The 14,433-nt window shown below is 59.6% G+C and carries 13 protein-coding genes and 1 tRNA gene; 4 read left to right on the forward strand and 10 right to left on the reverse strand.

Features of this window, described 5'->3' with window-relative positions:
* Nucleotides 1-92 precede the first annotated feature (92 nt).
* Both ACIOMO_RS04360 and ACIOMO_RS04365 read right to left on the reverse strand, forming a co-directional pair.
* Complete coding sequence (locus tag ACIOMO_RS04360; protein ID WP_401238419.1) at nt 93-1,355, reverse strand: gallate dioxygenase; 1,263 nt, start codon at nt 1,353-1,355, stop codon at nt 93-95.
* Between the two features lie 24 nt (nt 1,356-1,379).
* The gene (locus tag ACIOMO_RS04365; RefSeq protein ID WP_401238422.1) at nt 1,380-2,717 is read right to left on the reverse strand and encodes an MFS transporter; all 1,338 of its coding nucleotides are present in this window, start codon (nt 2,715-2,717) and stop codon (nt 1,380-1,382) included.
* Nucleotides 2,718-3,082: 365 nt separating this feature from the next.
* Here ACIOMO_RS04365 and ACIOMO_RS04370 point away from each other — a divergent pair, with 365 nt between their 5' ends.
* Entirely contained in the window at nt 3,083-3,292 is a 210-nt protein-coding gene (locus ACIOMO_RS04370; protein WP_401238425.1) for a hypothetical protein, read from the forward strand.
* 4 nt (nt 3,293-3,296) lie between these two features.
* Here ACIOMO_RS04370 and ACIOMO_RS04375 read toward each other — a convergent pair whose 3' ends face one another.
* On the reverse strand, nt 3,297-4,187 hold the full coding sequence (locus ACIOMO_RS04375) for a transcriptional regulator GcvA (RefSeq protein WP_401238428.1): 891 nt from the start codon (nt 4,185-4,187) through the stop codon (nt 3,297-3,299).
* 109 nt (nt 4,188-4,296) lie between these two features.
* On the opposite strand from ACIOMO_RS04375, the gene gstA reads away from it, so the two are divergent.
* Nucleotides 4,297-4,908, forward strand: coding sequence for a glutathione transferase GstA (gene gstA, locus ACIOMO_RS04380; protein WP_401238431.1), 612 nt, complete (start codon nt 4,297-4,299; stop codon nt 4,906-4,908).
* 3 nt (nt 4,909-4,911) lie between these two features.
* On the opposite strand, the gene ACIOMO_RS04385 is transcribed toward gstA, so the two are convergent.
* The gene (locus ACIOMO_RS04385) at nt 4,912-5,610 is read right to left on the reverse strand and encodes an alpha/beta hydrolase (RefSeq protein ID WP_159812077.1); all 699 of its coding nucleotides are present in this window, start codon (nt 5,608-5,610) and stop codon (nt 4,912-4,914) included.
* Between the two features lie 138 nt (nt 5,611-5,748).
* Here ACIOMO_RS04385 and ACIOMO_RS04390 point away from each other — a divergent pair, with 138 nt between their 5' ends.
* Complete coding sequence (locus tag ACIOMO_RS04390) at nt 5,749-6,129, forward strand: RidA family protein (RefSeq protein ID WP_053120702.1); 381 nt, start codon at nt 5,749-5,751, stop codon at nt 6,127-6,129.
* A 674-nt stretch (nt 6,130-6,803) separates the two neighbouring features.
* Nucleotides 6,804-8,792, forward strand: coding sequence for a U32 family peptidase (locus ACIOMO_RS04395; RefSeq protein ID WP_401238435.1), 1,989 nt, complete (start codon nt 6,804-6,806; stop codon nt 8,790-8,792).
* Nucleotides 8,793-8,906: 114 nt separating this feature from the next.
* Here the strand turns inward: ACIOMO_RS04395 and ACIOMO_RS04400 are convergent.
* From ACIOMO_RS04400 to ACIOMO_RS04425, 6 genes are all read right to left on the reverse strand, one after another.
* Nucleotides 8,907-8,981: transfer RNA gene (locus ACIOMO_RS04400), tRNA-Gln, on the reverse strand.
* A gap of 127 nt (nt 8,982-9,108) precedes the next feature.
* A complete protein-coding gene (locus ACIOMO_RS04405; protein WP_159812079.1) occupies nt 9,109-10,134 on the reverse strand; it encodes a GlxA family transcriptional regulator in 1,026 nt (341 codons plus the stop codon).
* Between the two features lie 50 nt (nt 10,135-10,184).
* Nucleotides 10,185-11,306, reverse strand: coding sequence for an agmatine/peptidylarginine deiminase (locus tag ACIOMO_RS04410; protein ID WP_401238439.1), 1,122 nt, complete (start codon nt 11,304-11,306; stop codon nt 10,185-10,187).
* Between the two features lie 48 nt (nt 11,307-11,354).
* Nucleotides 11,355-12,458, reverse strand: coding sequence for an extracellular solute-binding protein (locus ACIOMO_RS04415; protein ID WP_401238442.1), 1,104 nt, complete (start codon nt 12,456-12,458; stop codon nt 11,355-11,357).
* A 1-nt stretch (nt 12,459) separates the two neighbouring features.
* On the reverse strand, nt 12,460-13,368 hold the full coding sequence (gene aguB, locus ACIOMO_RS04420; RefSeq protein ID WP_401238445.1) for an N-carbamoylputrescine amidase: 909 nt from the start codon (nt 13,366-13,368) through the stop codon (nt 12,460-12,462).
* Nucleotides 13,369-13,372: 4 nt separating this feature from the next.
* Complete coding sequence (locus ACIOMO_RS04425; RefSeq protein ID WP_401238447.1) at nt 13,373-14,425, reverse strand: agmatine deiminase family protein; 1,053 nt, start codon at nt 14,423-14,425, stop codon at nt 13,373-13,375.
* Between the last annotated feature and the right edge of the window lie 8 nt (nt 14,426-14,433).

Here is a 14,433-nt window from a genome sequence, read left to right on the forward strand (position 1 = left end):
AGTCCGCTGCGCCCGCAGGAAAGAGGCGCAGTGAAGTCATTCAGGGGTGTTGCGAAAGCGGCCCGGAACGAGCCGCTGGTGAAGCTGAAGTGTTAGCGCGGCGTTTTACCGGCGACCGAATAAAGCACCTGCTGGTTACGGGTTTTCATGAACTCATCGAGGCTTTGTCCACGCATCGCCGCGTAGATCTGCAGATTGGGCACGCCGAGCACGGCGGCGAGTTTTTCCAGCACAAAGAAAATCGCCCCGTAGTGGATCAAGCCGCGCCAGTCACGCCGTCGCAACAGTTCCTGCTCTTCATCAGTAAGTCCGGCCTCATCGAACAATGCCTGCGGTTGATCAAGGAAACGCTGACGCCACTCTGGGTCGATCATGCGGTGCAGGAACTTATTCAATCGATAACCTTTAGCGCTGCGTTCCAGCGTGAATGGGTACGTGCCTTCAAGCTTTTCGATGCCGGCCAACTGGTGATGCATGTGCTGCAGGTGCCGCGCGGTCACGTCGGCGGGTACCGGGCGATCCTGGTTTTCCAGCAACAGCGTGGCAATGCCGGTCATTGACGGCAGGTAGTAATCCTGGTGCAGGTTTTTCACCGTGGCCGACAGCGCGCCACGCATGATCAGCCAGGTGATCACCTCCGAGCCTTCCATGCCTCCCAACGTGGCGTATTCAGCGTGGGTCATTTCCGTGAGGCGTTGCGGATCATTGACCAGCAGATCAATGAACTGCTCGTCCCACTCCGGATTGTTGAAACCGCAGCGCTCGCCGTGGACTTGATGGGACACGCCGCCAGTCGCGACGATAGCCACCTTCAGATCCTCGGGATAGCTTTCGATCGCCCGACGCAATGCCTGGCCCAGCTTGTAGCAACGCCGCGCACTCGGCACCGGGAATTGCAAAACGCCGACCTGCAGCGGCACGATGTCCACCGGCCAATCCGGCTCGCACGGCAACAGCGCCGACATCGGCGAGAAAAAGCCATGGTCGAGCGGTTTGTCACGGAAGAAACTCATGTCGAATTCATCCGCCACCAGGCTTTCGCCGATGTGTCGTGACAGCGCCGCGTGGCCGCCAATGCCCGGCAGTTCACGCGGATTGCCGCCCTCGTCTGCCACTTCGTAACGCTCATCGACCCCGAGAGAAAACGCACCGTAGTGATCAAAGAAAAACGACGTGACGTGGTCATTGAAGATGTAAAACAGCACATCCGGTTGCTGCTCCTTCAGCCACACTTTGATCGGCTCGAAGCCGCGAAAAATCGGTGCCCAGGCGGCCTCATGCTGTTTGTCGTGATCGACCGCGAAGCCGATGGTCGGGGTGTGGGATACAGCGAGGCCACCAATGATGCGTGCCATAACGAGTTCCTTTGTCGAAAAAGATTAATGCGCCAGCAAGGCCCGATTGACTCGGCGCCGTGCATGACCGTTGGCCAGGATCGCCAGTGCGGCGATAAAGGCCGGCACACTCAACAGCGCGAACAGCAGCGGCAAGCCCAGCCCGAGACTGAGCACCGCACCACCGATGAGTGAACCAAAGATAGCCCCGAAGCGGCCGATACCCAGCATCCAGCTGACGCCGGTGGCACGACAGTCCGTTGGGTAGTAACCCGGTGCAAAAGCGTTCAGGCCGGTTTGCGCCCCGCTCATGCAGAAGCCTGCTGCGACCACGCCGAATGCAAGCAGGCTGGATTCGAGACTGAACGCGCCCAGCAGCAGGATGAAAGCCCCGCCCAGCGCATAAGACGTAGCAATGACCGCATTCGGATTGCGTCGATCCATCGCCCAGCCGACCACAATGGCGCCGACGGTGCCGCCAATCTGGAACAGGCCGGTAATGGTCGCAGCGCGCTCGATCGACAGTCCGCCTTCGCGCAACAATGTCGGCATCCAGCCCATGGTCAGGTAGATGACCAACAAACCCATGAAGTACGTCGCCCACAGCGCAAGCGTGCCAAAACGATATTGCTCAGTGAACAACAACCGCAGCGGGGCTTTCTGCTGCGTCTGAGGTTCGGCGATGACGAACTTCGTCGCCGCGCTGAACGTACCGCCCAGCTTGTTCAATACCTTGGAGATCTGGCTGGCGGGCGCATTGCGCGCAGCCAGAAAGCGTGCGGATTCGGGCAACAGCAGCCACATCAGCGGCAGCAGCAACATCGGCAGAACACCGCCAGCGAGCAGCACCGACTGCCAGCCGTGATGGGGAATCAACCACGCCGCGAGAAACCCGCCCAATCCCGAGCCCATATTGAACCCGGTGAACATAATCGTGATGAACAACGACCGATTACGCTCCGGCAGATACTCGGCAAGCAACGTGGTGGTGTTGGGCAATGCCGCCCCCAGTGCCACGCCAGTCAGCAAGCGCAAGGCCGCCAACTCGTAGGGATTACGGGCGAAGGCGCAGGCCAGACTCAACACACTGAAACCGGTCACCGCCGTCAGCAGCACCTTTTTTCGGCCAAGTCGATCGGCGTAAGGACCGGCCGTCAACGCACCGATCGCCAATCCAACCATGCCGGCGCTCATCACTGGGCCAAACGCTGCTTTCGACAGGCCCCACTCCTGGATCAGGGAAGGCGCGATAAACCCCATCACTGCAACGTCGAAGCCATCGAAAAGCACAATGAAAAAGCACAGCGCCATGATCAGCCACTGATAGCGACCAACTGGCCGGTTGTCTATCCACCCCTTGATGTCGACTGTTTCGTTACTCATGCTTGCACCTTCTTATTGTTGTGAAGTGCCCGACAGGCGGAGGTATTGAAGCAACCAGCAGTGAAACAACGGCTGTCGAGCGGTGCCGTGACTCTAAGGCCGCCAGTGCCTGCACCGCCTCTGGGAAATCCTTAAGCAGGTATCGGTTTTTCTTATGGGGGATTTTTAGAGCGGAGCTTTGGGCTTATTCAGGCGCACACTGACTCGATAGCCGGCACAAAGATTCCGGCCACATAATTACTTGGCAGCTGACTGAAAAACTTGTCCTGCTGACATCGCAATGGTTGGATAGGCCGGCAGGACGAGGAAACAGGTTTGTCGTAGCCGCACTATTCAGCGGCCAGGCTCAGTGAACAGGTTGATCAATGCCGAAGAAAACGCCACCAAGCAAAGAAGCCGCCAGTGCCGCCGAAATCGAGCGATCGATTCAGGCCTTGAACAAAATGGCTGAACGGCTCTGGGGCGATGGTCGCGAAGCTGAGGCCAAAGCTTTGCTCGATGCGCTTGATGCATTGAACCGCGCACTCGACCGGATCCGCATCGGCGAGAGTCGCCGGGTGGTTACGCTGCACTGAGTTCTTAAGCGTTTGATTGCGCTAACAACCAGTTTCTCAACGCCATGTTCTTCTTCGAACCCGCGGTTTCATGTGGCGTAACCAGATAGAAACCCAAGTCATCCTGCAAACGCAGAGCAAACGGCGCCACCAGCCGTCCCGCGCGCAAATCATCCTCGACATACGTCGAGCGCCCGATGCACACGCCCTGCCCGTCTATTGCCGCTTGCACTGCCATCAATGCCAGATCGAAAGTTAACCGTGATCCTTCGGCCAGTTGCTGCGGCTGACCTGCCGCGCCGAGCCATGCCGCCCAGTCTTGAGTGGTCATGCCGCTGACTTGCAGCAAGGTGTGATGGGCCAGGTCTGCCGGGGCGTTCAACGGATTGCTGTTCAACAACGCCGGGCTGCACACCGGGAAAATTTCATCGGACATCAGCCAATCAGCGCGTAACCCTGGCCAGTCGCCACGGCCGTAACGAATCGCCGCATCAATGCCACCCTTGCGAAAATCCACCAGATCGGTGGAAGCGCTGACCCGCACGTCGATGTCGGGAAAGGCTTGCTGAAAGGCTGGAAAGCGCGGCAGCAGCCACTTTGAAGCCACCGAAACCAGCGTGCTGATGGTCAGTACGCTGTTGTGGCGCGACTCGAGCAGCTGTTGGGTGGACTGGCGCAGTGCTTGAAACGCCGTGCGGATGCCGGGCAGATAAGCTTGTCCGTCGTCGGTGAGCGCGAGTCCGTCCTTCAGTCTCAGAAACAACTGAACACCGAGTTCCTCTTCGAGCCGGCGGATTTGATGACTGATGGCGGTCTGAGTGACATTCAGCTCTGCACCCGCCAAGGTAAAGCTCATGTGGCGGGCGGCGGCTTCAAAGGCGCGCAATCCATTGAGTGAAGGCAGTCGGCTAGCCATCGTTCGTTCAGTGCTCATGAGATTTTGTCATACGCTAGCACTTGAAATGACCTTTGCCAAAGCCTTGGTGGCCAACGATTCTGGCACCTCCCCATTGCAAGGAACTGCCATGAAACTGTATTTCGCGCCGATGACCTGCTCTCTTTCTCCGCACATTGTGCTGCAGGAATTGGGGCTGCCGTTCGAGCTGATTCGCGTCAACAATCAAACCAAACGCACCGCTGACGGGCGGGATTTTCGCGAGATCAATCCCAAAGGTTATGTGGCGGCGCTGATGCTGGACGACGGCAAAGTGCTAACCGAGGGGCCGGCGATTTTGCAGTTTCTTGCCGATCAGATGCCGGGGCATGCGCTGGCGCCGGCCAATGGCACTTGGGAGCGCGTGCGTTTGCAGGAGTGGTTGAACTTCATCAGTTCGGAAATTCATGGCGCCAGTGCGCCGCTGTTCAGCAGCGAGATCCCGGAACCAGTGAAGGATATTTTCAAGTTGAAGCTATACAAGCGTCTGGATTTTTTGAGCCAGACGCTTGCCGAGCAGGATTATCTGCTGGGTTGGTTTAGCGTCGCCGACGCCTATCTGTTCACCGTTCTGACCTGGCTGCCGACGTTCAACATCAGCATTGAAGATTGGCCGACGCTGGCTGCTTACATGGAGTGCATCGCCGCTCGACCGAGTGTCCTTGCGGCCCTCGCGGCTGAGGCGGCGACGCAGCCAGTCTGATCCCTAAGGTTTCACCGCAGCCGTTGCCGCCTCATCGATAAACGCCGCGACTTCGGCAGCACGCGAGGCCAGCGAGGCATGGCTGGCATCCAGTGTGATGATCTTTTTCGCACCGAGTTTTGCCGACATCTGCCGCTGATTGTCGGGATGGATCATGTGATCTTCCGTGGAGATCTGATACCACGACGGCTTGTTCTTCCATGCCGGATTGCTGATCGTGTCGCCGAAGGTGCTGGCCAACGGGGCCTTCTGTGCGACGGCCATGACCAGTGCTTCATCGGCACTGAGATCCTGGCAAAAACTTTCGTGGAATTTATCGGCTTTGAGCCAGAGGAAACCGTCGCTGTCCGGCGCAAGATTCGGTGCGGCGGCCGGCAGGTGTTGCTGGGTCAGACCGCCGGGGCTTTCGCCGGCATCCGGGGCGAACGCGGCGATGTACACCAGGCCGACGACGTTCGGCTGATTGCCCGCCTCGGTGATCACCGCGCCGCCGTAAGAGTGGCCGACCAGCAAAACCGGGCCGCTTTGTTGCGCGATCATTTTGCGCGTGCGTTCGGCGTCGTCGGCGAGGGATGTCAGTGGCATTTCCACCGCGTGAAGATCGGTGTAACCCTTGCGAGCCAGTTCGAGGATGACTTTGCCCCAATGCGCGGCGCCGCCCCAGAATCCGTGAACCAGCACAATCGTCGGTTTGTTGCTCATGGCCCTGCTCCTGTCTGAGAAGAGAAGATCGTTTGCCAATACCGCGCGAAAGTATGGTGCCGAATGCCGAAACGGGCCATGTCGGTGACGAATCTGTAAACTGGCGCGATTCTTAGTCGCTCACACAAGGGATCACCCATGGCCAACCAAGACATCATCTTCACTCCCGATCCGGACGCGGACTCCATTTCCTCGGACGTGACCACGTTCAACGGGATCATGATGTCCACGCAGATTCCGACCCGTGCCGATGGCAGCCTGGAACTCGGCGATATCACCCTGCAAAGCGAATGCACCCTGCAAGCGCTGAAGGTTGCACTGGAACGTGCGGGCAGCTCGATGGATCGCGTGATGCACCTGACCATCTACCTCACCGACATGGCCGATCGCGCCGCGTTTAACGAAGTTTACAAACGCTACTTCGCCAAGCCATGGCCAGTACGTGCTGCGGTTGGCGTTGCGTCCCTGGCCGTCGAAGGCATGCGCGTAGAAGTCACCGCGATGGCTGCCAAGGCTTGATTTTCACCCCAGCCTTGCGCCGAACCAACTGACGCCTTCGCGAGCAAGCCCGCTCCCACAGGTTTCTATGTCGCCCACCTACTCGGCGACCACCGCTGGACCCTGTGGGAGCGAGCTTGCTCGCGAAGGCGTCAGGTCAGGCGACGGCTATGTTGGATGCACCACCGCTTTCGCGAGCAGGCTCACTCCTACAGGTTTGTGTTTCGCCCACTTATTTGGCGACCACCGCTGGATCCCTGTGGGGGGGCTTGCTCGCGAAGGCGTCTGGTCAGGCGACGGCTATGTTGGATGCACCACCGCTTTCGCGAGCAGGCTCACTCCTACAGGTTTGTGTGTCGCCCACCTATTTGGCGACCACCGCCCAACCCTGTGGGAGCCAGCCTGCTGGCGAAGGCGTCTGGTCAGGCGACATCTTTATTGGATGCACCACCGCTTTCGCGAGCAGGCTCACTCCTACAGGTTTGTGTGTCACCCACCTATTTGGCGACCACCGCTGGATCCTGTAGGAGCTGCGGCACGCTGCGATCTTTTGATATTGATCTGAAAAGGTCAAAAGATCGCAGTGTGCCGTAGCTCCTGCAAGAGCCCGGTGCCATCGGGCAGCACGGGCGTGCCGGGCGCGCGTTTCGGGGGTAGAATGCGCGCCTAACCGTGACAGCCTGACTAAAAAAACTATGTCCTTGCCCAAGCATCATCTGGAATTGCTCAGCCCTGCCCGCGATGTCGCCATCGCCCGTGAGGCGATCCTGCACGGCGCCGATGCCGTGTACATCGGCGGCCCGAGCTTCGGTGCGCGCCACAACGCCTGCAACGAAGTCGGCGAAATCGCCGAGCTGGTCGAATTCGCCCGCCGTTACCACGCGCGTATCTTCACCACCATCAACACCATCCTGCACGACAACGAACTGGAACCGGCGCGCAAGCTGATCCATCAGTTGTACGACGCCGGTGTCGACGCGCTGATCGTTCAGGATCTGGGCGTGATGGAGCTGGACATTCCGCCGATCGAGCTGCACGCCTCGACCCAGACCGACATCCGCACCCTTGAGCGAGCGAAGTTCCTCGATCAGGCCGGCTTCTCGCAACTGGTATTGGCCCGTGAGCTGAACCTGCAAGAAATCCGCGCAATCGCCGACCAAACCGACGCTGCCATCGAATTCTTTATTCATGGCGCCTTGTGCGTGGCCTTCTCCGGCCAGTGCAACATCTCCCACGCGCAGACCGGGCGCAGCGCCAACCGTGGCGACTGCTCGCAAGCCTGCCGTTTGCCGTACACCCTGAAAGATGAAAAGGGTGGCGTGATCGCCTACGAAAAACACCTGCTGTCGATGAAAGACAACAACCAGAGCGCCAACATCCGCGCCCTGGTCGAGGCCGGCGTGCGTTCGTTCAAGATCGAAGGTCGCTACAAGGACATGGGCTATGTGAAAAACATCACCGCCTACTACCGCCAGCGCCTCGACGACGTGCTCGAAGACCGCCCGGATCTGGCCCGCGCTTCCAGCGGCCGCACCGCGCACTTCTTCCTGCCTGACCCGGAAAAGACTTTCCACCGTGGCAGCACCGACTATTTTGTCACCGATCGCAAGATCGACATCGGCGCCTTCGACTCGCCGACCTTCACCGGGCTGCCGGTGGGCACCGTCGAGAAAGTCGGCAAACGCGACATGCAGGTCATCACCCACGAGCCGCTGTCCAACGGTGACGGTTTGAACGTGCTGGTGAAACGCGAAGTGGTCGGTTTCCGCGCCAACATCGCTGAAGCCAAAGGCGAGTTCGAAGAGGACGGCGAGAAGCGCTACCGCTACCGCGTCGAGCCGAACGAAATGCCCGAAGGCCTGTTCAAGCTGCGTCCGAATCACCCGCTCAATCGCAACCTCGACCACAACTGGCAACAGGCGCTGCAGAAGACCTCGTCCGAGCGTCGCGTCGCCCTGAGCTGGGTCGCACGTCTGCGTGAAGAACAGCTGGAAGTCACCGCCACCAGTGAAGAAGGCATCAGCGCCAGCGTCACCCTCAACGGCCCGTTCGGCGTCGCCAACAAGCCTGAGCAAGCGCTGGAACAGTTGCGCGATCTGCTCGGCCAGCTCGGCACCACGCAGTACCACGCCACCAACATCAAGCTGGATGCGCCACAGGCCTTCTTCATCCCCAACTCGCAGCTTAAAGCCCTGCGCCGTGAAGTGATCGAAGCCCTGACCGCCGCGCGTGTCGCCGCTCACCCGCGTGGCGGCCGTAAAGCCGAAACCACTCCGCCGCCGGTGTACCCGGATTCGCAACTGACCTTTCTTGCCAACGTCTACAACCAGAAGGCGCGCGACTTCTACCACCGCCACGGCGTGAAGCTGATCGACGCGGCGTATGAAGCTCACGAAGAGCCGGGCGAAGTGCCGGTGATGATCACCAAGCACTGCCTGCGTTTCTCCTTCAACCTGTGCCCGAAACAGGCGAAAGGCGTGACCGGCGTGCGCACCAAAGTCGCGCCGATGCAGTTGATCCACGGCGATGAAGTGCTGACGCTGAAGTTCGATTGCAAGCCGTGCGAGATGCACATCATCGGCAAGATGAAAGGCCACATCCTCAACCTGCCGCAACCGGGCAGCGTGGTCGGCCACATCAGCCCCGAAGACCTGATGAAAACCATTCCGCGCGCACCGCACTGAGTGGACGGCGTACGCGGTGCTTCGGCGCCGCGAACGCCTGTATCACCAAGCCTGGCCAAATCGCAGGCATAAAAAAAACGCCAACTTCTTGCGAAGTTGGCGTTTTTTCGAATATGGCAGGGGCGGCTGGATTCGAACCAACGCATGGCAGGATCAAAACCTGCTGCCTTACCGCTTGGCGACGCCCCTACTGCTCTTTCCAGCTACTTCGTTAGGTTCGCTGTGAGAACGGGGCGCAATTTACCAAGGTTTGTGAGGTTTGGGAAGCACGAAGTGAAATATTTTTTGTTTTAAAACAGAGACTTCCAAAACGCGCCTATTTCACCAGACGCTTTTCCTTTGAAGGCCGGTAACCAAAGAACGCGCTGTAGCACTTGCTAAAATGGCTCGGCGAGACAAATCCGCAAGCCACCAACACTTCAACCTGCGACAACTCGGTGTGCTGCAACAAACGCCGCGCTTCGGTAATCCGCAGTTCCAGGTAATAGCGCTGCGGTGTGGTGCCCAGTTGTTCCTTGAACAATCGCTCCAGTTGCCGACGCGAGCGCCCGGCGTACACCGCCAGTTGTTCCAGCTCCAGCGGCTCTTCCAGATTGGCGTCCATCAGCTTCACCACTTCACGCAGCGGCGCACTGACGCAGATGTTCTCGTCAGGCTTGATCCGCCGGTAGCGCGATTCCTCAAACGCCAGAATGTCTTCGATGCCTTCGACCAGCGCTTTGCCGTGCAGGCTTTTGATCCAGTCCAGCGCCATGTGAAACGCCCCAGACGGGCTAGACGCCGTGAGCCGATCGCGATCAATCACATACGGTTCGCTGCTGACGTGGGTGGCTTTGGCGATTTCGGTCAGTGCCGGGCGATGCTCCGGGTGGATGGCGCAACGATAGCCATCGAGCAAACCCGCGCGACCGAGAAACCACGAACCATTCCACAAACCGGCGAGACTGACGCCCCGCTCCGCCGCCACTTTGAGCAAGCCGATAAACTCATCACTCGCGCGCAGTTCGGTGCGATAACCGCCGCACACCACCAGCAGATCCAGCACTTCAAGCGCTGCCAAATCAAGACGTGCATCGGGCCGAATTACCAGCCCCAGATCACTGACCACTTCGCCGTCGCCCAAGCCGAACGTGCGCGAGGCAAACAGTCCCGGGCGTAGCAGATTGGTGGTCACAACCGTGTCCAGCGCCTGGGTAAATGCCGGCAACGAAAAGTGTTCAAGCAGCAGAAAACCGGTACGGGTCAGGCGCGGGCTATCAGCGCTTTGCTCATTCAGATAGCGGAGGTTTTTCCCCTTCATGCCTCCGCTGAATTGGCGTCGTTCGATCAAGTTTTGTTCCATCGGTCATGTTGTTATGCGCCGATAGTTGGCTTGATCCGCCAAAGAGTCAATCACGCCTGTGGTTGATGGCTGGTTACGCAGTGAATCCCGCCGCCACCGGCCGCGATGGCATCGATGTTCAGCAGCACGATGTCGCGATCCGGGTACAGCGCGGACAGCAGATCGAAGGCCTTCTTGTCCGCGGCTTTGTCACCGAACTCCGGGGCGATGATCGCGCCGTTGATCACGAAGTAGTTGATGTAGCCGGCAGCGAAGTCCGGGTTGTTTTTGCTGAACTTGCTTTTGCGCAGATTGAGTGGCGGCGAAATCGTGTGGATCTGCAATTTGCGCCCGTCAGCATCGGTGGCGTTCTTGAGGATGTCCAGGTGCGCCAGCGTCACCTTGTGATCGTAGGATTCAGGGTCGGTGTCGAGGTTGGCGATCACCACGCCTGGCCTGATGAAGCGCGCGTAGAAATCGACGTGAGCATCGGTGATGTCCTTGCCCTTGATCCCCGGCAGCCAGATGATTTTGCGCAGGCCCAGACGCTCTTTCAGTTCCGCTTCGACGTCGGCCTTGCTCCAGTCCGGATTGCGATTGCGGTTGATCCAGCTGCTCTCGGTCATGATTCCGGTGCCGTGGCCATCGACTTCGATAGCACCGCCCTCGCCCGTCAACTCACTGCGGATATAAGTCGCTTGTGCGCCGTTGGACACGAGCGCGGCGATTTTCGCGTCTTTGCTGTGCTGCTGTTTATCGCCCCAACCGTTGAAGTTGAAATCCACCGCGCCCAATCCGCCCTCGTCGTCGATGACAAAGTTGGCGCCGATGTCGCGCATCCAGATGTCGTCCAGCGCCGTGGTGACGTAGGTGATGTTATTCGTGCCACAGAATTCTTCGGCAATGCTGCGCTCGTTCTGGCGGCAGAACACCGTGACCGGCTCATATTTGGCGATGGCACGGGCGATGCGACCGAGGGCTTCCTGGACGTCTTCGGTGAAGTCTTCCCAGATCGCGTCCTGCGCGCCGAAAGCGATGTAGGCGCGTTCGTGCTTGTCGCCTTCGTCGGGCATGAACCAGCGCCCCTGAGCGGCCGCAAGCACCTTGCCCGGCGACAGACCGAGGCCCATGAACGCAGCGCCCACACCGGCGGCAACCGTTACTTGTTTGATGAACTCACGACGAGTCGACATGCTGTTTCTTCCTGTAAAAACAGGGCCGGCGAACACGCCGGCCGTGGATCATTGGCCAGTGGCCGTTTTGAATTTAGTCCAGGTACGCATGCGTGCGCGCATGTCGGCCTGAGGGATGTCTTTGCCCGGGATCAAACGCGCATAGGTCGCTTCGTCGAGGTAGATGTCCGGGTTGTCGCGCATGCTTGCATCGACACTCGCCCGCGCCTTGGCGTTGGACGTCGGGTAACCAGTGAAATTGCTGATCGCCGCCATGTTCGCCGGGCGCATGACAAAGTTGATAAACGCGTAGGCGTATTCCGGGTGTCTGGCGTCGACCGGAATGGCCATGGTGTCCATCCACACCGTGGTGCCCTCGCGCGGCACACGGTACTGAAACTTCGTGTGCTTGCCGGCGCTGTCCGAGGTGCGCTGGGCTTGAGTCATGTCACCGCTGTAACCCAGCGACAGGCACAGGTTGCCGTTGACCAGATCGGTCACCGGTTGCGACTGGAATTTGCGGATGTACGGCCGCAGCTTCATCAGCAATTCACTGGCTGCTGCCAGATCCTCGGCTTTGCCGCTGCGCGGATCGCGACCGAGGTAATTCAGCACCACCGCCAGCGCTTCGTCCGGCGAGTCGATCATCGAGATTCCGCAGTCGGCAAGCTCCGCCGCCAGTTCCGGTTTGAACAACATATCGAGGCTGTTGACCGGCGCATCGGCCATGCGCTTTTTGATCTCTTCCTCGTTGTAGGTCAGGCCGATGGTGCCCCAGGTATACGGCACCGTGGCTTTGCTGGAGTGCTCGTAATGGCTGCGCAGTTTCTGCAAACCGGTTTCGATGTCGGCCAGTTCCGTCAGCTTCGATTGATCCAGCGGCATCAGGCTGCCGGCGCGCATCAGGCGCTCGGCCACGGTGTCGCCGGGGAAGATCAGGTCGTACCCGCTGCCGCCGGAGAGCATCTTCGCTTCGAGGGTTTCGCTGCCGTCCATGACGTCGTAAATCACCTTGATCCCGGTCTCGGCGGTAAAGCGGCTCAGCGTGTCTTCGGCAAAATAATCGGCCCAGTTGTAGAGGCGCAGGGTTTTGTCTTCAGCGTGCAGCGACGGCATTACGCAGATCAGGGCCAGGCCCATCGCGCCGAGCAATCGTTTGTGGTGGGTAACCATGTCAAACCCCTTGAGTGTTCCAGCGTGCATGAAGGTGGCGACCGTCCTGACTCAGCAGCGGCCCATACATTTCCGGACGACGATCGCGGTAGATGCCCCAGCTCAAACGTTCTTCACGCATGGCCGCCAGATCGACGCTTTGCACTAGCACACCGGTGCTGTCACGGTCGGCTGTGGCGAGTAACTGGCCCTTGTGATCGCTGATAAACGAGGAACCGTAGAAGCTCATTTGCAAGCTCGAATCGGTGGTCGCGGTTTCGCGCCCGACGCGGTTCGACGCCACCACCGGCAGCAGATTGGCAGCGGCGTGACCACGCATGGTCATCTGCCAATGGTCGCGGGAATCCAGCGCTGCGCAGCCCGGTTCCGAGCCAATGGCAGTCGGATACAGCAGCACCTCAGCCCCCATCAACGCCAGACAGCGCGCGGTTTCCGGGAACCACTGATCCCAGCAGATGCCAACACCGAGACGGCCGAACGCGGTGTCCCAGACTTTGAAACCGGTGTCGCCGGGGCTGAAATATTCCTTCTCCTGATAACCGATGGCGTTGGGAATGTGCGTCTTGCGATACACCCCCAACAAACGCCCGTCGGCATCGGCCACGCTCAACGAATTGAAGTAGGCGTTGCCGGCCTTCTCGAACCAGCTCAGCGGCAACACCACGCCCAACTCGCGGGCCACTGCGGCGAAACGCGCGAGCACGCGGCTGTCGCGATACTCCTCGGCCAACGCCATGTGTTTATGGCTTTGTTCGATGCAGAAGTACGGCGTGGCGAACAGTTCCTGCAAGAGGATCACTTGCGCGCCCTGCTTCGCCGCATCACGGACGAGTTGCTCGGCACGATCAAAGTTGCCCGGTAAATCCCAGGTGCACGGCATCTGGGTGGTAGCAATGGTCAGCGTTGTCATGGTTTCAACCCTTCACCGGCCAGGCTGGCTGCTGCTGGGTGATGCAATGCACACCGCCGCCGCCATGCGCCAGATGGTTGATCTGCACCGGCACCACTTCACGACCGGGGAAGGCTTTTTCCAGCACTTTCGCTGCGACGTTGTCCGCCTCGATGCCATAGGCCGGCATGATGATCGCGCCGTTGGCGATGTAGAAATTGGTGTACGAGGCGCAAAACACTTCCGCTTCGGTGTCGACCGCGTCGGTGGCTTCGAACAGTTCGATCAGCGCGAATTTGCGTCCTTGCGCATCGGTGGCCAGCTCCAGCGCTCGACGATTTTCCCGCGCCACTTCGGCGTACACCGACGATTGATCGTGCGTCGCATCGACCAGCAACACACCGGGACGGGCAAAGGCGCAGACGCCGTCAACGTGGCCATCGGTCATGTCGCCGGTGACGTAATCCGGATCGCCCGGCAGCCAGATGGTTTTCTTCACGCCGAGCAGGCGGCTGAAGATCTCTTCCATCTCGGCTTTGCTCATGCCCGGGTTGCGATTGGGGTTGAGCAGCACCGATTCGGTGGTGATCAGCGTGCCTTCGCCATCGACATGAATCGCCCCGCCTTCGTTGCTCAGCGGCGTGCCGAAGCATTCCAGACCAAGGTGATTGAGCGCACGGCGCGCCAGACTTTCGTCCAGATCGTGCGCCGACTTGCCACCCCAGGCGTTAAAGCGCCAGCTCACGCCAGCCAGGCCTTGCTGCGGGTGGCAGACAAAAGTCGGGCCGGAGTCGCGGCACCAACTGTCATTCACCCTCAACGGGATCAGTTCGATGTTCGGCCCGCACAGGGCTTTGGCGCTGGCAATGGCCGATGGATCGACCACCAGTTTCACCGGCTCAAACCGAGCGATGGCATTGGCGACGCGAGCGAAATCTTCCTGCACCTGCGCCAGCGTCACGCGCCAACCCGACTCCCACATCGTCTGATTGTGCGGCCAGACCATCCACGTCGCGGCATGGGTCACCCACTCTGCCGGCATCATCCAGGCGCTGTTTTTATTGTCGTCGTGCTGCATGATAAGCC

Origin of the sequence: Pseudomonas sp. NPDC087804 (assembly GCF_044742965.1) — a bacterium.
Lineage (GTDB): Bacteria > Pseudomonadota > Gammaproteobacteria > Pseudomonadales > Pseudomonadaceae > Aquipseudomonas > Aquipseudomonas rustica.